Raw genomic sequence first — 16,635 nt, 5'->3', positions numbered from 1 at the left:
GGCCGTGAGTCTCACCCTCGGTATCGTCGGCCTGCCCAACGTTGGCAAGTCCACCCTGTTCAACGCGCTGACGCGCAACGACGTGCTCGCCGCGAACTACCCGTTCGCCACGATCGAGCCCAACGTCGGCGTCGTGCCGCTGCCGGACCCGCGGCTGGACCAGCTGGCCGAGATCTTCTCGTCGGAGAAGACCGTGCCCGCCGTGGTGTCCTTTGTGGACATCGCGGGCATCGTGAAGGGCGCGTCCGAGGGCGCGGGGCTCGGCAACAAGTTCCTCGCGAACATCCGCGAGGCCAACGCGATCTGCCAGGTCATCCGCGTGTTCGACGACCCGGACGTGGTGCACGTCGACGGCCGGATCGACCCGATGTCCGACATCGAGACGATCAACACCGAGCTGATCCTCGCCGACCTGCAGACGCTCGAAAAGGCGCTGCCGCGGCTCGAGAAAGAGGCGCGCACCAAGAAGGAAGCGCGGCCGGCCCTCGAAAACGCCCAGAAGGCCAAGGAGATCCTCGACTCCGGGCGCACGCTGTTCCAGGCACAGAAGGACATCGACGGCGAGGCGCTGCGCGAGCTGAGCCTGCTCACGACGAAGCCGTTCCTGTACGTCTTCAACGCCGACGAGGCCGTGCTGACCGACGACGCGCGCCGCGAGGAGCTGGCGAAGCTCGTCGCCCCGGCGGACGCGGTGTTCCTCGACGCGAAGGTCGAAGCCGAGCTGCTGGAGCTGGACGACGAGGAGTCCGTGCGCGAGCTGCTGGAGTCGGTCGGCCAGCTGGAGCCGGGCCTGAACGCGCTGGCTCGCGCGGGCTTCCACACGCTCGGCCTGCAGACGTACCTCACGGCCGGCCCGAAGGAATCCCGCGCCTGGACGATCCCGCAGGGCGCGACCGCCCCGCAGGCCGCTGGCGTGATCCACACGGACTTCGAACGCGGCTTCATCAAGGCGGAGATCGTGTCCTTCGCGGACCTGGTCGAGGCGGGTTCGATGGCGGCCGCGCGCTCGGCGGGCAAGGTTCGCATGGAGGGCAAGGACTACGTGATGGCCGATGGCGACGTGGTGGAGTTCCGCTTCAACGTCTGACCGGTTTCGCAGCTGAGGGGCTTCCCCGGTCTTCGACGGATCGCCGGGGAGGCTCGGGCACGGCGAAGATCCGGCGCGAGGTGGTGCGCCTCGAACTTCGTCCGGCAAGCCCGTTTGTCGGTCCGAGTTCGTATGATCCGCCTATGCCCGTGCTCTTCACCCCGTCCCTGCCTGATCGCGAGGACGGGGGCCGCCTAGGCGGAGCGCCGCCGGTTGCTGTTGAGGCGCATCCGCTTCTCGCGACCCATCGCTACGTGCTGACTGTCCCCGCACCCCCGTGGGCACCCGGCAGCGAGGTGTCGGTACTGCTGCGCAGCGGATTCGACATCGGTGACAGCGACCTCGAATACCCGGACATGGCGATGCGCGCGCTGGTACACGCGCCCTCACCGCGCGGCGAGCGAGCCGATCTCGGGTGGCCCGGGCTTCGCTCGGCGGCGCTCGTCGAGATGCCCGCGGCGGAGGACGCGATCGCGCTCGTCCAGTTCGGGGACGAACCGGCGCTGATTCAAAACGAACCCGGCTACGCCGACGCCGTTCGCGCCGACGGGCATCAGTTTCTCTTTCAGGTCAACGAAGAGGGCTGGCCGGTCGACGGCGAACTCGAAGACCTGATCGACGAATACCTCTGGGGATACGGGTCGGTCTACTTCTACGGCACCCCGGGACCGGGCGGGGTTGTGCGCGAGGTCGTCGCGGGATTCATCGATTACTGACGAAGCTCTGCGACGCTCGGCACCACCACCCCGTAAAGATCGCCGATAGTCGCCAAAGCGCTGTGGTGCAGCTGCGCAGCGCTCACTTCCCCGGAGAGCGTCGGCAACGGACGGGTCGCGCAGGCATCGGCGACGACGGTCGGGTGGTTGCCACGCAGAAACGCTCCCTCGGTGGTGAACGTGACGCACATGTTGGTCATGAACCCGGCGATCACCACGTCCTTGTGCCCGGCTTCGTCAACCCGCGAGCCCAGGTCGGTCTCCACAAAGGAGTTCGGCGCGCCCTTCACGACGACCGGCTCTCCCTCGATGGGGGCGACATCCGGGTGGATGCTGCCGATCTCGGCGCGGATGTCGTACAGCGTGCCCTCGCCGCCGTCGTTGACTACGTGGATCACGGTCGTTCCGGCGGCGCGCGCTTGGGCGAGTAGGGCCCGCGCGGCGGTCAGGGCTGGTTGCCAGCCTTCCAGTTCCATCACGCCGCGGGTGTAGGTGTTCTGGTAGTCGACCATGATCAGCGTCGCATCGGCCAGCGTCGCCGGGGTCTGGTCGAGACCGTTCAACTCTCGCAGCGTTTTCCTCGCCATGTTCGGATTTCCTCTCGTTTTTGTTCCGCACGATCGACGCTAGACTCGGCACCGGATGTCGGCAATGACATGCAAGACGCAGAAACCGACATGGGGAGGTGCGATGAAGAGGCTGATGGTGGTCGTTCTGTTCGATCGGATCGACCTGCTCGACGTGACCGGGCCCGCCGAGGTGTTTTCCTTGCTGCAGCGGGAGATGGAGCATCCGACTGGCTACCGGGTCGTGCTCGCGGCCGCGACGCTGGAGCCGGTGACCACCTCCGCGGGGGTGCGTGTGCTGCCGGACGTGACCTTCGCGGAGCTGGCCGGGAAGCCGATCGACACCCTGGTCGTGCCGGGTGCGGTGGTGACCGGGGAGAACGGGGAGATCATCGCCCGGTGCGACCCCGCGGTGGTCGAAGAGGTCCGCCGCCTGGCTGGGCATACGCGACGGGTGGCGTCGGTCTGCGTCGGTGCTCATATTCTCGCCGCGGCCGGGCTGCTTGACGGGAAACGCGCCACTACGCACTGGTCGACGGCTCGGCAGTTGGCCGAGGAGTATCCCGAGGTGACCGTCGACGCGGACCCGATCTTCATTCGCGACGGCACGGTGTGGACCGGGGCCGGGCTCAGCGCCTGTCTTGATCTCGCATTGGCGCTGGTGGCTGACGATTTCGGTCCGGAACTGGCTTCCCGGGTGGCTCGCCAGCTCGTCATGTTCCTGCGCCGGCCGGGCGGGCAGAGTCAATTCAGCGTGTCGGTGGAGCCTGCGTCCGCGACTCGGCGGGTCGACGAGTTGCGGCACCATATCGCGGCGAATTTGGCGGATCCGTTGACGGTTGCCGACCTTGCGGCGCACGCCCATGTGACGGACCGGCAGATCACGCGGGTGTTCAAGGCGGAGCTGGGGATGACGCCCGCCGCGTACGTCGAGCGCGCGCGGGTCGAGGCGGCGCGGCATCGGCTGGAGACGACTGATGAAACGTTGTCCAGAATTGCCGGAGTATGCGGATTCGGCACAGTTTCGACGCTGAACCGCTCTTTTCGGCGGACTTTAAAGACGACGCCCAGCGAGTACCGGGAACGATTCCGGATCAATTGAAGGAATATTCCACTCACTAACCAGGCGCCCCGGCCCGCCCGGATTCAGACGGTGCTTTCCGCTACGATCGTCCCCGCATTCGAGGGGGTTTGAATGACGCGGAACCAGCCGTCCCCGATGGCAGCGCCGCCGTGGACCTACCGCGACGACGTGCTGGGCTACACCTGTCACCTGGCGGCGCTGATGGCGGCCGACGCCGATCTCGGCCAGGTCGAGGAAGTGCTCGCGCCGTTTCCGGGGCGGAACGTGGCCGGGGAGCGGTTCTGGGCGACCGGGTCGGTCGTGGTCTCGGACTTCCGGGCGCTCGGGGACGGGAGCTGGAGCGTGTCGACCCCGTTCGTGTTCGGTACGGGGGCGCTCGGCGCCGGGCTGGTGGTCGGTTCGCTGGCGGGCGGGGCGATCGCTAAGTCACGAGCACGGCGGGCGGCGGCAGCGGCCGCGGTCCCGCGCTGGGTGCCGATCGCGCACGGCGCGCTGTACCTGAGCGAGCACGGATTCCATCTCCATACGCCGCAGGTGAACGCGTGGCACTGGGCGGGCGTCACCGGTGCGGAGATGGTCGCCCCGGGCGTCGTGCACGTGACGGGGAACGGCGAAAGCGGCCCGGTGTCCTGGCTGATCCAGTCGGAGTGGGCCGAGCTGCTCTTCGTGACGTGGGCGAACGCGGTGCATCCCCGGCATCCGCAGCTCGTCACCGGGCAGTGGCTGCCGCCGGGCTGGGTCGAGCACGCGAAGTGGCACCACCGGGTCCCGGCCCCGCCTCCCGGCGAGCTGTGACCTGACCCGCGAGGGGCAATTTCGGGGAAACGTCCCGCTCGCGCCGATTATCCGGCGAAGATGCCCCGGTGCGTATCGTTCTCTATGCCCTGTGGGGCGCATTCATGGTCGCCCTCGTGGTGAGTTCCTCGATCCAGCTGAGAAAAGCCAGCCGCCGCAAGAAAGGGCTGGCGTCGTGGCCGCGGACCCAGGCGGTGGTGACCGGGTACGACCGGCGCCGCGGCGGGGCCGATCTCGACAGCCGGACGGTCTACTACCCGAGGTACGAGTACCGCGGGCCGGACGGCCAGGTCCACGGCGGCAAGTCCGAGACGGTCGGCTGGAGCGAGCCGCGGCGGAACGCGACGCTTCAGGTGGCGGTGAACCCCGGGAACCCGGCGGAGTCGGTCCCGGAAGGGCCGGTCCGGATGGGGTTGGTCGGCTGCGCGTCGATCGTGATCGGGCTCATCGGGATCGGCATGTTCTTCTTCATCCGGATGTTCCCGCTGCCGTGAACCGGCCGGGGCTCAGCCGAGCAGGCCGAGCACGATCATCGACAGCAGGACGACGGCGGTCGAGAACGCCGCGACCCACGTGCGCTGTGCGGCGGTGAGCTGGGCGGATGTGCTGTTCATGGCGGGTCCTAGCGGGGCGAGTGCCGACGATTACCGCTGGGATAGCGCCTTGATCTAGCTCACTGTTACCGCTTGTGATCAAGGTCACGCCGATTGCGCGCGGTGTGCCACAGCACCCCGCCCGCGGCGGCCACCATCAGGCCGAACGAACCCATCCCCACCACGAGTGCCTGGACCATCCCGGCCTCCTCTCATCGCGTCTGTCCGGGAGACGCGCGAAAGGGTCGCTCGTTATGCCAGGGTTGCGGACGTCACACCTGGTCAGCGGGCCGCCAGCACCTCGTCGATCTGCCCGGCGAGCGCGAAGTCGCGTTCGGTCAGGCCGCCCAGATAGTGGGTGCTGAGGCGGAAGGTCAGGGTGCGCCAGCGGATGTCGATGTCGGGATGGTGGTCGGCCTCCTCGGCGAGTTCGGCTACCCGGTCCACCACCTCGATCGCCGCCGGGAAGGACGGGAGTTCGACCGTCCGCACGATGGTGCCGTCCTCGCGCCGCCACTCCGGAACGCCGCCGAGGGCCTGCTCCACCGCCGAGTCGTTCAATAGCTGAGTCATCACTCCATGGTGTCGGCTACGCTGCGGCATTGCCACGGGAGTCCGGTACGCCGGGCTGAGAGGCGGGCCTCGCACCCGCGACCGTTCGCACCTGGATCCGGATCATGCCGGCGTAGGGAGGCCGTATCGCTCTCCCTCATCCGGCGCAGTGCAGGAGGGGAAGAATGATGTCGCGGACCGTCCGCACGGTGGCCTGTCTCGCAGGAGTCTCGGTGCTCGCCAGCGCCTGCTCGCTCTCCAGCGGCGACTCCGGCGGGTCGTCCGCGAGCTCTGACCAGCAGACGCCGACCGTCACGCTGGTCACGCACGATTCGTTCGCCGCCCCGCAGGACGTGCTCGACGCGTTCCAGCGCCAGTCCGGGATCAAGCTCAAGATCCTCAAGTCCGGCGACGCCGGCGCGCTCACCAACAAGCTCGTGCTCACCAAGGGCAGCCCGATCGGCGATGTCGCGTACGGCGTCGACAACACCTTCGCCTCGCGCGCGCTCAGCGAGGGCGTCTTCCAGCCCTACACCAGCCCGGAGGCCGACCGCGGCCCACAGCGTTACTCCGTCGACCCGCAGCACCGGCTGGCGGCGGTCGACCTCGGCGACGTCTGCGTGAACATCGACCCGGCCTACTTCGCGAGCAAGGGCCTCCCGGAGCCGAAGACCTACGACGACCTCGCCGACCCCAAGTACAAGGACCTGACCGTCGCGGAGAGCCCGGCCACCGCGTCGCCGGGGCTGGCCTTCCTGCTCGGCACGGTCGCGAAGTACGGCGAGAACGGCTGGCAGGGCTACTGGCAGAAGCTTAAGGACAACGGCATCAAGACCGTCAGCGGCTGGGAGGAGGCCTACACCAAGGACTTCTCCGGTTCGTCGGGCAAGGGCCCGCGGCCGATCGTCGTGTCCTATGCCTCGTCGCCGGCCGCGGAGCTCGGCGAGGACGGCAAGCCGCGCACCAAGGCGCTGCTCGACACCTGCTTCCGCCAGGTCGAGTACGCGGGCGTGCTCACCAACGGCAAGCAGCTCCCGCAGGCCCAGAAGGTCGTCGACTTCCTGCTGTCGCAGCAGTTCCAGACGACGGTCGCGGCCAACATGTACGTCTACCCCGCGCGCCAGGGCGTCGAACTGCCCGCGGGCTGGGCCACCGCGGCACCGCAGCCGCAGACGCCGGCCACCATGCCCGCGGACAAGGTGCAGGCGGGCCGGGAGAAGTGGATCGGGGAATGGCGCTCGCTCATGGGCGCGTGATCCCCGCGCGCACCATCGGGCTCACGCTGCTCGGCTTGCTGCCGGTCGCGTTCCTGGTGGTGTTCTTCGCCTGGCCGGTCGTCGCGATCGTCGGCCGGGGGTTTTCCGCGGGCGGCGTCGACACTGTCCTCGGCGATCCGCAGACGTGGCGGCTAGCCGGGTTCACGCTGGCCAGTGCGGCCGCGTCGACGGTGGTCGCGGTGCTCGCCGGGCTGCCGGTGGCGTATCTGCTCGCCCGCGTCCGGCTGCCGGGTGTCGGCTTGGCGCGGACGATCGTGCTGGTTCCGTTCGTGCTGCCGACGGTCGTCGTCGGCCTGGCGTTCCGGGCGATCTGGCCGGACGGCGGCGTGCTGCCGCTCGTGCTGGCCAACGCGTTCTTCAACGTCGCGGTCGTCGCGCGCACGGTCGCCGGGTTGTGGGCGCATCTCGATCCGCGCGCGACCGAGGCGGCGCGGGCGCTCGGTGCCTCGCCGTGGCGGGCGTTCCGGTCGGTGACGTTGCCTGCGCTCGGCCCGGCTGTCGCGTCTGCTGCCGCGGTGGTGTTTCTGTTCTGCGCCACCAGTTTCGGTGTGGTGCTGATCCTCGGCGGCGGTAGCTACCGGACGCTGGAGACCGAGATTTACCTCCGCACGGTCGACCTGCTCGACCTATCCGGTGCGGCTGCGCTGTCGTTGATCCAGTTCGCGGCTGTGGTCGCCGCGCTGGTGCTTGGCGCGGTGGCACGCCGGAAGCGGGAGAACGCGGTGAAGCTGCGGTCCGCGCAGGTCACGGCGCGTCGGCCGCGAGGCGGGGAGTGGTGGACAGTCGGTGCTGCGGCCGTAGTGCTCGGCCTGTTGCTGACGCCGATCGTCTCGCTGCTCCTCGAGTCAGTGTCCACTTCGGACGGATGGAGCCTCGCCGGGTACCGCGCGCTGAACACCGTGGGGCAGAACGGCGCGCTGCAGGTGTCCGGCTGGATCGCGGCGCAGAATTCGCTCGCCGCAGCCACTGATGCGACGCTCTTGGCGATGGCCGTCGGACTGGTCGCGAGTGTGGTGCTGGTGGCGCTCCGCCGTTCGCCGGGAGGGCTCGCGCGCGGGATGGGTGAAACCATGGACGTCGCGTTGATGCTGCCGCTAGGCGTCTCAGCGGTGACCGTCGGCTTCGGCTATCTCGTGACGCTCGACGCGTTGCCCGGCGACCTCCGCACGTCGCCGCTGCTCGTGCCGTTCGCTCAAGCGCTGGTGATCATGCCGCTGGTGGTGCGGATGATCCTGCCGGTGCTGCGCGCGGTCGACGTCCGGCTGCGCCAGGCCGCCGCGACGCTCGGCGCGAGCCCGGCGCGGGTGTGGCGGGAGATCGACTTTCCGCTGGTCGCCCGGTCGGTGGTGGCCGCGGCGGGCTTCGGGTACGTCGTCGCGCTCGGCGAGTTCGGCGCGACCAGCTTCCTCGCCCGGCCGGACGCGCCGACGCTTCCGGTGGCCGTCGCGACGCTGATCAGCAGGCCGGGGGAGCTGAACAACCAGATGGCGTACGCCGCGTGCGCCCTGCTCATGGTGGTGACTGTGGTGGCGGTGGCGCTGATCGACCGGTTCGGCTCGGTCCGCGGCCGCAGCACAGTCGGGGAGTTCTGATGGCGCTCACGGTACGGGATTTGACTGTCCATTATGGATCGTTTGCCGCGGTCCGCGACGCGAAGCTGGACATCGCCGACGGCGAGGTGCTCGCGTTGCTCGGGCCGTCCGGCTCGGGCAAATCGACATTGCTGCGCGCGATCACCGGGCTGGAGCCGGTTTCGTCCGGCTCGGTGTCCTGGGACGGCACTGACCTCGCCGCGGTGCCGGTGCACAAGCGCGAATTCGGTCTGGTGTTCCAGGACGGACAGCTGTTCCCGCACCGCGACGTCGCCGCGAACATCGCGTTCGGCCTGCGGATGCACGGGGTTCCTCGCGAACGGCACGCGGCGCGCGTCGAGGAGCTGCTGAAGCTGGTCGGCCTGGAAGGCTACGAACGGCGGCGGGTGACCGAGCTGTCCGGCGGGCAGGCGCAGCGGGTGGCGTTGGCTCGTGCGCTGGCCCCGGAACCGCGCTTGCTGCTGCTGGACGAGCCACTGTCCGGATTGGACGCTGGACTGCGCGAGCAACTGGCCATCGACCTGGCGGATCTGTTGCGGCGCAGCAAGATCACCGCGCTGCTGGTGACGCACGATCAGGAGGAAGCGTTCACGCTCGCCGATCGCGTCGCGGTGCTCGACGCCGGGAAAATCCGGCAGGAGGGCGCGGTCCGGTCGGTGTGGAACAAGCCCTTGGACGAAGACGTGGCGCGATTCCTTGGCGTTACTACGTTCCTGGACGGCACCGCGGTCGACGGCGTGGTGCGGACCGAGTTCGGCACCGTTGAGCTGGGAGTGGACGACGGCCCGGTCAGGCTCGGGCTGCGCCCGCACGGCTTGAAGGTGTCGAACGAAGGCATACCCGGCGAGGTCACCGCCGCGGTGCACCGCCGGGAGCATCTGCGGCTCGTCGTCCGGTGCGGGAAGTCCACTGTGGACGCGATCGCCCCGGCCGGAGCGGACTTCCGGGCGGGCGACCCCGTCCGGCTCCAGCCGGATCCGGACGGGATCGCCGTGGTGGGCTGAACCCCCAGGTCAGCCGTCTCGGGTGGCGAGCCGTCCGTAGGCGAGCGAAAGCCCCACCACGATGTAGCAGGCCGCCCGGACCGCGCCCTCGCCGAGCCTCGTCAGCATCATCGGGTCCTGCAGGACGGCGGCCGGGGCCAGCGTCCAGCCCTCCGTGAGCAGGAACGGGTGCAGCCACTTCAGCGAGGTCAGGAAGCCGAGGATGGTGAACACGATGTTCCCGGCCAGCACCGAGGCGACCACGAGCATCGGGTGTTCCGTCCAGCTCGACACCGCGAGCGCGACCGCGCCGACCGCCCACAGCTGCAGCACGATCCATCCGCCGACGAGCAGGATCCGCAGCAGCGCCTCGCCGAGCGACAGCGTGGTGCCCGACAGCGTGAACAGCGAATCCGTGCCGTTGATGACCAATCCGGTGGCCACGCCGGTCACGCACATCGCGAGCACCGCGACCACGGACACCGTCGCCACGCCGAACGCCTTGACCGTCAGCAGCCGTCCCCGGCTCACCGGCGCGATGAGCCAGCCGCGCAGCGTGCCGTGCGCGGCTTCGCCGGCGATCGCGTCCGCCCCCGCCATCGCGGAGGCGAGCGGCAGCAGCAGCGTGAGAGTCATGACCATCGCGGCGATCGGCAGCACGAACGCGTTGTTCACCGCCGACGCCAGCAGCGCGCCGCCGCTGTTGTCCGGCGCGTCGCTCCCGGAGTTCTGGCCGACCAGCGTGAGCCCGATCCCGACGACGATCGGCACCAGCGCGAGCAGCCCCAGCACGGCGAGCGTGCGCGGCCTGCGGAAGATCCAGCGCAGCTCCGCGCCGATCAGCCGGGGCAGCGGCACCGTGTCGTGTCCGGTCCGGCTCACCGGCACCGAAACAGCGGCGGTAGTCATTTCGCCTCCGCGGGAAGAAGTACGTCGGCGGTAGTCATTTCGCCTCCGCGGGAAGAAGTACGTCGGCGGTAGTCATTTCGCCTCCGCGGGAAAAAGTACGTCGGCGGTAGTCATGAGTCCCCCTCGGATTCGTCGCCTGCCGCCGATTCCCCTTCGGTCAGCCGCGCGAACAGGTCTTCCAGCCCGGTCCGCGCCCGGGTCGCCTCGTGCACCTCGACCCCCGCTTGCACGAGCACCTGCAGCACCCGGGGCGCGGGCGTCGCGGTGAGGTCGGCGCGGATGCCCTCCGGCGTCAGCCGGGCCCCGATCCGGTGCTCCCGCAACGTTTCCACCGCCTGCTCGGCGTCCGGGGTGCGCACCAGCAGCGCGGCGTTCCCCGATTCCAGCAGGTCCGCCAGTTCGCCCTGGGCGACCACGGTGCCGGACTGCAGCACCGCCACGTGCGTGCAGGTCGCTTCGACCTCGGCGAGCAGATGCGACGAAACCACGACGGTCACGCCGTCCGCGTGCAGATCGGCGACGATACGGCGAATCTCCCTGGTACCCGCCGGATCCAGACCGTTGGTGGGTTCGTCGAGCACGACCATCCGGCGCGGCACCAGCAACGCGCTCGCCAAGCCGAGCCGCTGTTTCATGCCGAGCGAATAGCCCTTGTACCGGCGGCGCGCGGCGACCGACAGCCCGACCCGGTCCAGCGCGGCGTCGACCGCGCCGGGGATCGCGGACGACGCGAGCCGGGGTTCCGCGGCGGCGAACCGCAGCAGGTTGTCGCGGCCGGAGAGGAACGGGTGGAAACCCGGGCCCTCGACCAGCGCGCCGACGTCCGGCAGCGCGTGCGCGGATTCCTCCGGCATCTTCCGGCCGAGCAGTTCGACCTCGCCCTCGGTCGGGCGGACGAGCCCGAGCAGCATCCGGATCGTGGTCGTCTTGCCCGAGCCGTTGGGGCCGAGCATGCCGAGCACGGCGCCCTGGGGCACGTCCAAGTCCACGTGGTCCACCGCGACCGTGCTGCGGTAGACCTTGCGCAACCCTCGGGTGCGCGCGGCCAGCGGGACCGCCGGGGCGGGCACCTCGTCCGAGATGCCCGCCCCGGTTTCGACCGCGGTGCTGGTCACTTGGCGCCCAGCGCTTCGTAGAGCACCTGCTCCGGGACCGCGCCGGCGGCGAACCGGCCGTCGTCGGTCAGTACCGCGCCGCCCACCTTGGTGGTGAAGAGATAGCCACTGCCCCACGGGCCGTTGACCCGCTTGGCGAACCGGCTCAGCAGCTTCTGCGGGTCGGCGCCCTGCTTGTCCTCGCCCTGCGCCTGCTTCGGCTTCATCAGGTCCGCGGGCACCTTGCCGGTGACCACGGTGTCCCAGCCGTCCCCGACGAACTTGGTGGCCTGCATGGCTTCGTTCGCGAGCGCCTTGTCGCGCTCGTCGATCTTGGCCTGCTTCTCGGTCACCTTCGCGCCCTTGGGCGGGGTGAAGGCGAACAGGTCCGCGGACTGGTCGCCGAACTCGATCTTGCTGAACGCCAGCTCCAGCGCCGGGGCGGTGGTTCCGTTGCTCAGCACCGAAAGCCGCAGCGGCAGCCGGGTCTGCGAGTCGACCGCGACGCGGATCTCGCGCAGCAGCGTGCGTTCGGTCGGCTTCGGGGTGAGGACCAGTTCGTACGCGGGCCGGTCCGCGACCGTCGCCGTGCCGTCGACCGCGACGTCGCTGCTCTCGCGCACCTTGGCGAGCAGTTCCTTCGCCGCGGCGGACGGGTCGGCGGCCTTGCCCTCGACCGAGTTGTGCTTGGTCGCGACGTCGGCCGGGATCGTGGTCTTCGTCGCGCTGTTGGTCTTGGAGTCGTAGTCCCACACGGTGTTGCCGTTGTGGATGAACGTCTCCTGCGTCTGCCCCTTGGTGAGCGACACCTTCGCCTTGCCCGTCCCGTCGCTGAACACCTGCGCCGAGTCGATGCCCAGCGCGCCCGCCCCCGGGATCGCGCTCCCCGCCATGCTCGGCAGGCCGAGGTCGTTGCTCACGGTCACCGTGCCGTCGAACGCCGCCGGCTTGGCGGTCAGCACGGACTGGACCAGGTCCTCCGCGCTGACCTGCGGCAGCTTCGGCGCGTCCCCCGCCGAAGCGGGCATCGCCACCACGACCAGTCCGCCCACGCCGAGCGCGGTGCCGACGACGGCCGCGGTGATGGCCTTCTTCTTCGGATCCATCTCGTCTCTCCCTGTGTTCCCGGGCTTTGGCGGGCCCGGCTCCCGGTGCAGACGTTCCCCTGCCGACGCTGAGATACCCCTGAATGTTCGGCCCGCTCAGCTGAGATGGCACTGAGAGTACGCGCGTCAACTGCGCGAACCGGTCATGATGAGGATCGTGAAACCTCGGGTGCTGGTGGTCGACGACGAACCTGGTGTGCGCAAGGCGCTGCAGCGCGGCCTGCGCGCGGAGGACATGGACGTGGTCACCGCCGCGGACGGGCCGACCGGGTTGCAGCTCGCGCGCACCGGTTCGTTCGACGTCGTGCTGCTGGACATCATGCTGCCTGGTTTGTCCGGCTATCGCGTGCTGGAACGGCTGCGCGCGGAGAACGTGACCACGCCGGTGCTGCTGGTGTCCGCGAAGGACGGAGAGATCGACCAGGCCGACGGCCTCGACCTCGGCGCCGACGGTTACCTCGTGAAGCCGTTCTCGTTCGTCGTGCTGGTCGCGCAGGTGCGGGCGGTGCTGCGCCGGGCTGGACCGGACGCGTCGCGCGGCGCGCTGAAACTCGGTGCGCTGGAGGTCGACCGGGCGCTGCGGCAGGTGCGCTGGGACGGTCGGGAAGTGCCGTTGAGCCCGCGCGAATTCGGGTTGCTGGAAGTGCTCGTCGGTCGCGCCGGGACGGTCGTGACGAAGGACGAACTGCTGCGCGCGGTGTGGGGCGAGGAGCAGGCGGTCACGCGGAATCTCGTTGAGGTGTATGTGGGTTACGTGCGGCGCAAGCTCGACGCGGTCGGCGCGGGTTCGCTGCTGCGGACGGTGCGCGGGCACGGTTATCTCGCCTCCGACGACCAGCTCGACGAGGTCAGGTGACCGGCTCGCCGTCGTCCTGGTGGAGCGGCCGGTCGCTGCAGGTCCGGATCACCGTGCTGGCCGCGGCGATCACCCTGGGCTGCCTGCTCGGCCTCGCCGCGCTGGCGGCGAACAAGCTCGACCCGCTGCTCACCGATTCGGTCGACAAGGAGCTGGCCTCCGCGCTCGTCCCGGCGGCCAGCGCGGTCTCCGGCGGGACGTCGCTGACCTCGGCGGATCCGGTTTCGGTGCGGGTGCTGGACATTTCCGGGGCCCCGGTGGACGGCCAGGCACGGCCGAAGCTGACCGACCAGGAGGTCTCGCAGCTCAAGGCGGGCATGCCGGTGCAGTCCGACGGATCGCGCTGGCGCGGCCAGGTGGTCAGCACGCCGAACGGCAGCCAGCGGCTGGTCGTCGCCGGGGCCGGGCTGGTCGGGTTCGCCGCCGCGGTGCATTACGGCGGGCTGTGGCTGGTCGTGGTCGCGCTGGTCGGCGCGCTGGTGGCGGGCCTGGCGACCTGGCTGGTCGTGCGGCTCGCGCTGCGGCCGGTGGCGCGGATGCGCGGACTGGTGCGCGCGCTGCCGCCGGGTTCGCGGCTGCCGCTGCCGACATCCCACGACGAAATGCGCGCGCTCGCCGAGGAATTCAACGCGCTGCTCGAACGCCAGGAAGAGGTCAGCCAGCGGCTGCGCAGGTTCACTGGCGACGCGGCGCACGAGCTGCGTTCGCCGGTCGCGTCGATCCGGGTGCAGGCCGAGGTGGCGGTCACGAATCCGGATCCGGAGCTGTCGCAGGAGACGCTCTCGGACATCCTCGAGGAGTCCGAACGGCTGTCCGGCTTGCTCGACGGCCTGCTCGCGCTGGCTCGCTCCGACGCCGGCGAGGTGCCGCCAGCGGAACCGGTCGAGGTGGTGTCCGAGGTTCGCGCGGCCGTCCGCCGGCTGCCGTCCGGGACGCCGGATACGCGGGTGAGCAGCGCGGTGGCGCAGGCCTGGGCGTCGGCGGCGCACCAGGAGGTCGAACTGGTGCTGGACAACCTGCTGCGCAACGCCTGCCGGTACGCGTCCGGGCAGATCGTGGTGTCGGTGCTGGCCTCGCGGTCGAAGGTCCGGGTCGTGGTGGACGACGACGGTCCGGGCATCGCGCCCGAGCACCGGAGCAAGGTGTTCGACCGGTTCTACCGAGTGTCCGACGACCGGGCGCGCTCGTCCGGCGGAACCGGCCTCGGCCTGGCGATGGTCGCCGAAACCGTCCGCCGCCGAGGCGGTCAGGTCCGGGTAGGCGAGTCCCCTGACGGCGGTGCCCGGTTCGAGGTCACCTGGCGGGCGGGGGCGGACCGGTGAATCCGGTGGGGGAGACTGGGCGCATGGACGCGGTCATCGTCGGGGCGGCACTGGTGCGCGACGGCAAGCTTCTTGCCCAGCAACGGGCTTGGCCGCCGCATCACGCGGGCCAGTGGGAACTGCCGGGCGGGCGCGTCGAAGAGGGCGAGACCGAGGCCTTCGCGCTGGCCAGGGAATGCCACGAGGAACTGGACGTGGTGGTCACCGTCGGCGACCGGGTCGGCCCGGAAATCCCTCTGCCGGGCGGAAAAGTGCTGCGCGTGTACTCCGCCGCGCTGCTGTCCCCCGGCGACGAACCGCGTGCGGTCGAACACACCGCGCTGCGCTGGGTCGGACACGACGAACTGAACGACTTGGACTGGCTCCCCGCCGACCGGGACCTGCTGCCCGCACTGCATGCCCTCGTGAGTGCTGATCCCCAGTAGAACCAGCACTCACGAGGCCCTTCAAGCAGCCCCGACCATCCGCAGCGCCGACGAAACCCGGTGCGAACTGCGATCGATCGCCCGCTCCGCGCCCGCCTTGCGAACCCGCTCCAGCTCGGCGACGTCGTCGAGCAACGCGCGCGTGCCTTCCCGCACCGGCCGCAACTCCTCGATCACCGCATCGGCGACTGTGTCCTTGAGCACGCCGTACGACGGATACTTCTCCGCCAGCTCCGCGGGCTCACCGCCCACGCAAGCAGCCAGGATCTCCAGCAAATTCGAGATCCCCGGCCGATTTTCCGGGTCGTACACCGGCACCGAATCCCCGTCTGTACGAGCCTTGCGGATCTTCCGCCGAATCTGCTCCGGTTCGTCCAGCACGAACACCACGCCAACGGAATTCTGCGCGGACTTGGACATCTTCCGCGTCGGCTCCGCCAGATCCTTCACCCGCGCCCCCGCCGGCGGCAACGTAGCCTCCGGCACGACGAACACCTCGCCGTAAGTGGAGTTGAACCGACGGGCAAGCGTGCGAGCCAATTCGACGTGCTGCCGCTGATCCTCGCCGACCGGAACCTCGTCCGCGCCCTGTAACAGAATGTCGGCGGCCATCAACACCGGATAAGTCAGCAAACTGAGCCGTACCCCGGCCTGCCCTTTGGATTTCTCCTTGAACTGGATCATCCGCGCCGCCTCGCCGTAAGAGCAGGTGCACTCCAGCACCCAGGTCAACGCCCCCAGCTCCCGAGCAAGATCAGATTGAACGAACACCCGCTCCGGCGCGATCCCGGCGGCCACCAGCACCGCGAGCTGTTCAGTCGCCAGCGACCGCAACTTCGCCGGATTGTGCGAGGTGGTCATCGCATGGAGATCGGAAACGAAGTACAGATCGTCCGCCCCGCCCTCAGCGGCCCACCGCCGCAACGCGCCGAGGTGGTTGCCGAGCTGAACGTGACCGGACGGGGTGATGCCGGACAGCTGGACCATTGGATTTTCCTCTCCCTAGGACGATCGGCCTACCGGAAGCGGACACAAAAAAAGCCGCCCACCGGGCGGCCTTCGCTGGTTTTTCAGCGCAGAGCTTCAGGGCCGCCAAGAAGCGGCCACCACTGAGTGCTCTGGAAACGCATGCGGCGAGCCTAGCACCGGACTACGGTTCGATCCATGTTCGTCGTCGTGCTCACGTACATCGTTCCGCTAGAGGAAATCGACCGCGCCCTCCCAGCCCACAACGAGTGGCTGACGAAGCAGTACGAAGACGGCCACTTCCTGGCCTCGGGAGGCCAAAAACCCCGAACCGGCGGCGTAGTGATCACCCGCCCCATGGACCGCGCGCAACTGGACGCGATCCTCGCCACCGACCCCTTCGCGGTCGGCCAGCTGGCCACCTACGAAGTCATCCACTTCCAGCCCACCCGCACGTCCCCAGAACTAAACCTGGTGAACGAACTCCTGGACAACAACTAGCGAATTCCGTAAGAGAACCCCCAAGAGACGACGATTCCCTCAAAGCCCCCTTCACGGACCACGGCAAAACCCGCACCAACGCACCCACCCAGCGAGGCACCCACACCACCCCCGCACCCCGATACGAAGCCAAAATGCGGTCTTGGGGGGGTTTTTCCCGAGCCTTTTCCTCCTTTTCCAACCCCCCCCCAACCGTCCTCCAACCCCGTTT

Annotated in this window: 18 protein-coding genes and 1 riboswitch; of the genes, 12 read left to right on the top strand and 6 right to left on the bottom strand. The window is 69.4% G+C overall.

Features of this window, described 5'->3' with window-relative positions:
- Positions 1–4 precede the first annotated feature (4 nt).
- Together ychF and ACZ7SW_RS36840 are read left to right on the top strand one after the other, a co-directional pair.
- Positions 5–1,087, top strand: a complete 1,083-nt coding sequence (gene ychF / locus ACZ7SW_RS36845) for a redox-regulated ATPase YchF (protein ID WP_470234990.1) — start codon at positions 5–7, stop codon at positions 1,085–1,087.
- Between the two features lie 143 nt (positions 1,088–1,230).
- Positions 1,231–1,803 carry a hypothetical protein gene (locus ACZ7SW_RS36840; protein ID WP_470234989.1) on the top strand — a complete coding sequence of 191 codons (573 nt, stop codon included), beginning with the start codon at positions 1,231–1,233 and terminating at the stop codon, positions 1,801–1,803.
- Here ACZ7SW_RS36840 and ACZ7SW_RS36835 read toward each other — a convergent pair.
- The gene (locus ACZ7SW_RS36835; protein WP_470234988.1) at positions 1,797–2,390 is read right to left on the bottom strand and encodes an isochorismatase family protein; all 594 of its coding nucleotides are present in this window, start codon (positions 2,388–2,390) and stop codon (positions 1,797–1,799) included. The genes ACZ7SW_RS36840 and ACZ7SW_RS36835 overlap by 7 nt on opposite strands.
- Positions 2,391–2,493: 103 nt before the next feature.
- On the opposite strand from ACZ7SW_RS36835, the gene ACZ7SW_RS36830 reads away from it, so the two are divergent.
- From ACZ7SW_RS36830 to ACZ7SW_RS36820, 3 genes are all read left to right on the top strand, one after another.
- A complete protein-coding gene (locus ACZ7SW_RS36830; protein WP_470234987.1) occupies positions 2,494–3,471 on the top strand; it encodes a GlxA family transcriptional regulator in 978 nt (325 codons plus the stop codon).
- A 93-nt stretch (positions 3,472–3,564) separates the two neighbouring features.
- Positions 3,565–4,248 carry a hypothetical protein gene (locus ACZ7SW_RS36825; protein WP_470234986.1) on the top strand — a complete coding sequence of 228 codons (684 nt, stop codon included), beginning with the start codon at positions 3,565–3,567 and terminating at the stop codon, positions 4,246–4,248.
- Positions 4,249–4,316: 68 nt separating this feature from the next.
- Entirely contained in the window at positions 4,317–4,742 is a 426-nt protein-coding gene (locus tag ACZ7SW_RS36820; protein ID WP_470234985.1) for a DUF3592 domain-containing protein, read from the top strand.
- 381 nt (positions 4,743–5,123) lie between these two features.
- Here the strand turns inward: ACZ7SW_RS36820 and ACZ7SW_RS36815 are convergent, their stop codons facing one another.
- The gene (locus ACZ7SW_RS36815) at positions 5,124–5,414 is read right to left on the bottom strand and encodes a 4a-hydroxytetrahydrobiopterin dehydratase (protein ID WP_470234984.1); all 291 of its coding nucleotides are present in this window, start codon (positions 5,412–5,414) and stop codon (positions 5,124–5,126) included.
- A 24-nt stretch (positions 5,415–5,438) separates the two neighbouring features.
- Positions 5,439–5,550: riboswitch (TPP riboswitch) on the top strand.
- Between the two features lie 31 nt (positions 5,551–5,581).
- Here ACZ7SW_RS36815 and ACZ7SW_RS36810 point away from each other — a divergent pair.
- From ACZ7SW_RS36810 to ACZ7SW_RS36800, 3 genes are read left to right on the top strand one after another with little or no spacing between them, the layout of a single operon-like run.
- A complete protein-coding gene (locus ACZ7SW_RS36810) occupies positions 5,582–6,649 on the top strand; it encodes a thiamine ABC transporter substrate-binding protein (protein ID WP_470235071.1) in 1,068 nt (355 codons plus the stop codon).
- Positions 6,625–8,262, top strand: a complete 1,638-nt coding sequence (locus tag ACZ7SW_RS36805) for an ABC transporter permease (protein ID WP_470234983.1) — start codon at positions 6,625–6,627, stop codon at positions 8,260–8,262. Before ACZ7SW_RS36810 ends, ACZ7SW_RS36805 begins: the two co-directional genes overlap by 25 nt.
- Complete coding sequence (locus ACZ7SW_RS36800) at positions 8,262–9,266, top strand: ABC transporter ATP-binding protein (protein ID WP_470234982.1); 1,005 nt, start codon at positions 8,262–8,264, stop codon at positions 9,264–9,266. The genes ACZ7SW_RS36805 and ACZ7SW_RS36800 overlap by 1 nt, the downstream gene beginning before the upstream one ends.
- 9 nt (positions 9,267–9,275) lie before the next feature.
- Here the strand turns inward: ACZ7SW_RS36800 and ACZ7SW_RS36795 are convergent, their stop codons facing one another.
- The 3 genes from ACZ7SW_RS36795 to ACZ7SW_RS36785 all read right to left on the bottom strand — a co-directional run bounded on the left by ACZ7SW_RS36795 (position 9,276) and on the right by ACZ7SW_RS36785 (position 12,354).
- Entirely contained in the window at positions 9,276–10,154 is an 879-nt protein-coding gene (locus ACZ7SW_RS36795; protein ID WP_470234981.1) for an ABC transporter permease, read from the bottom strand.
- A 110-nt stretch (positions 10,155–10,264) separates the two neighbouring features.
- A complete protein-coding gene (locus ACZ7SW_RS36790) occupies positions 10,265–11,269 on the bottom strand; it encodes an ABC transporter ATP-binding protein (RefSeq protein WP_470234980.1) in 1,005 nt (334 codons plus the stop codon).
- Positions 11,266–12,354, bottom strand: a complete 1,089-nt coding sequence (locus tag ACZ7SW_RS36785) for a LolA family protein (protein ID WP_470234979.1) — start codon at positions 12,352–12,354, stop codon at positions 11,266–11,268. The genes ACZ7SW_RS36790 and ACZ7SW_RS36785 overlap by 4 nt, the downstream gene beginning before the upstream one ends.
- Positions 12,355–12,499: 145 nt before the next feature.
- Between ACZ7SW_RS36785 and ACZ7SW_RS36780 the strand changes: the two genes are divergently transcribed.
- Genes ACZ7SW_RS36780 through ACZ7SW_RS36770 form a run of 3 tightly spaced genes read left to right on the top strand, consistent with a single transcriptional unit; the run spans position 12,500 to position 14,957 of the window.
- Positions 12,500–13,210 carry a response regulator transcription factor gene (locus ACZ7SW_RS36780; RefSeq protein ID WP_470234978.1) on the top strand — a complete coding sequence of 237 codons (711 nt, stop codon included), beginning with the start codon at positions 12,500–12,502 and terminating at the stop codon, positions 13,208–13,210.
- Positions 13,207–14,532 carry a sensor histidine kinase gene (locus ACZ7SW_RS36775; RefSeq protein ID WP_470234977.1) on the top strand — a complete coding sequence of 442 codons (1,326 nt, stop codon included), beginning with the start codon at positions 13,207–13,209 and terminating at the stop codon, positions 14,530–14,532. Before ACZ7SW_RS36780 ends, ACZ7SW_RS36775 begins: the two co-directional genes overlap by 4 nt.
- A gap of 23 nt (positions 14,533–14,555) precedes the next feature.
- Positions 14,556–14,957, top strand: a complete 402-nt coding sequence (locus ACZ7SW_RS36770) for a (deoxy)nucleoside triphosphate pyrophosphohydrolase (protein ID WP_470234976.1) — start codon at positions 14,556–14,558, stop codon at positions 14,955–14,957.
- Between the two features lie 21 nt (positions 14,958–14,978).
- On the opposite strand, the gene trpS is transcribed toward ACZ7SW_RS36770, so the two are convergent.
- A complete protein-coding gene (gene trpS, locus ACZ7SW_RS36765; protein WP_470234975.1) occupies positions 14,979–15,944 on the bottom strand; it encodes a tryptophan--tRNA ligase in 966 nt (321 codons plus the stop codon).
- A gap of 177 nt (positions 15,945–16,121) precedes the next feature.
- Here trpS and ACZ7SW_RS36760 point away from each other — a divergent pair, with 177 nt between their 5' ends.
- Complete coding sequence (locus ACZ7SW_RS36760) at positions 16,122–16,424, top strand: YciI family protein (RefSeq protein ID WP_470234974.1); 303 nt, start codon at positions 16,122–16,124, stop codon at positions 16,422–16,424.
- Positions 16,425–16,635 lie beyond the last annotated feature (211 nt).

It is taken from the genome of Amycolatopsis sp. NPDC114484 (genome assembly GCF_055633755.1).
The sequence above is the reverse complement of the archived record's forward strand: the minus strand, read 5'-3'. Positions and strand labels throughout refer to the sequence as shown.

Excerpts from the sequence above, each read along its gene's own strand:
- ACZ7SW_RS36840 (WP_470234989.1), top strand. The coding sequence starts at position 1,231 with ATGCCCGTGCTCTTCACCCCGTCCCTGCCTGATCGCGAGGACGGGGGC.
- ACZ7SW_RS36835 (WP_470234988.1), bottom strand. The coding sequence starts at position 2,390 with ATGGCGAGGAAAACGCTGCGAGAGTTGAACGGTCTCGACCAGACCCCG.
- ACZ7SW_RS36830 (WP_470234987.1), top strand. The coding sequence starts at position 2,494 with ATGAAGAGGCTGATGGTGGTCGTTCTGTTCGATCGGATCGACCTGCTC.
- ACZ7SW_RS36825 (WP_470234986.1), top strand. The coding sequence starts at position 3,565 with ATGACGCGGAACCAGCCGTCCCCGATGGCAGCGCCGCCGTGGACCTAC.
- ACZ7SW_RS36815 (WP_470234984.1), bottom strand. The coding sequence starts at position 5,414 with ATGACTCAGCTATTGAACGACTCGGCGGTGGAGCAGGCCCTCGGCGGC.
- ACZ7SW_RS36810 (WP_470235071.1), top strand. The coding sequence starts at position 5,582 with ATGTCGCGGACCGTCCGCACGGTGGCCTGTCTCGCAGGAGTCTCGGTG.
- ACZ7SW_RS36805 (WP_470234983.1), top strand. The coding sequence starts at position 6,625 with ATGGCGCTCGCTCATGGGCGCGTGATCCCCGCGCGCACCATCGGGCTC.
- ACZ7SW_RS36800 (WP_470234982.1), top strand. The coding sequence starts at position 8,262 with ATGGCGCTCACGGTACGGGATTTGACTGTCCATTATGGATCGTTTGCC.
- ACZ7SW_RS36795 (WP_470234981.1), bottom strand. The coding sequence starts at position 10,154 with ATGACTACCGCCGCTGTTTCGGTGCCGGTGAGCCGGACCGGACACGAC.
- ACZ7SW_RS36785 (WP_470234979.1), bottom strand. The coding sequence starts at position 12,354 with ATGGATCCGAAGAAGAAGGCCATCACCGCGGCCGTCGTCGGCACCGCG.
- ACZ7SW_RS36780 (WP_470234978.1), top strand. The coding sequence starts at position 12,500 with ATGATGAGGATCGTGAAACCTCGGGTGCTGGTGGTCGACGACGAACCT.
- ACZ7SW_RS36770 (WP_470234976.1), top strand. The coding sequence starts at position 14,556 with ATGGACGCGGTCATCGTCGGGGCGGCACTGGTGCGCGACGGCAAGCTT.
- trpS (WP_470234975.1), bottom strand. The coding sequence starts at position 15,944 with ATGGTCCAGCTGTCCGGCATCACCCCGTCCGGTCACGTTCAGCTCGGC.
- ACZ7SW_RS36760 (WP_470234974.1), top strand. The coding sequence starts at position 16,122 with ATGTTCGTCGTCGTGCTCACGTACATCGTTCCGCTAGAGGAAATCGAC.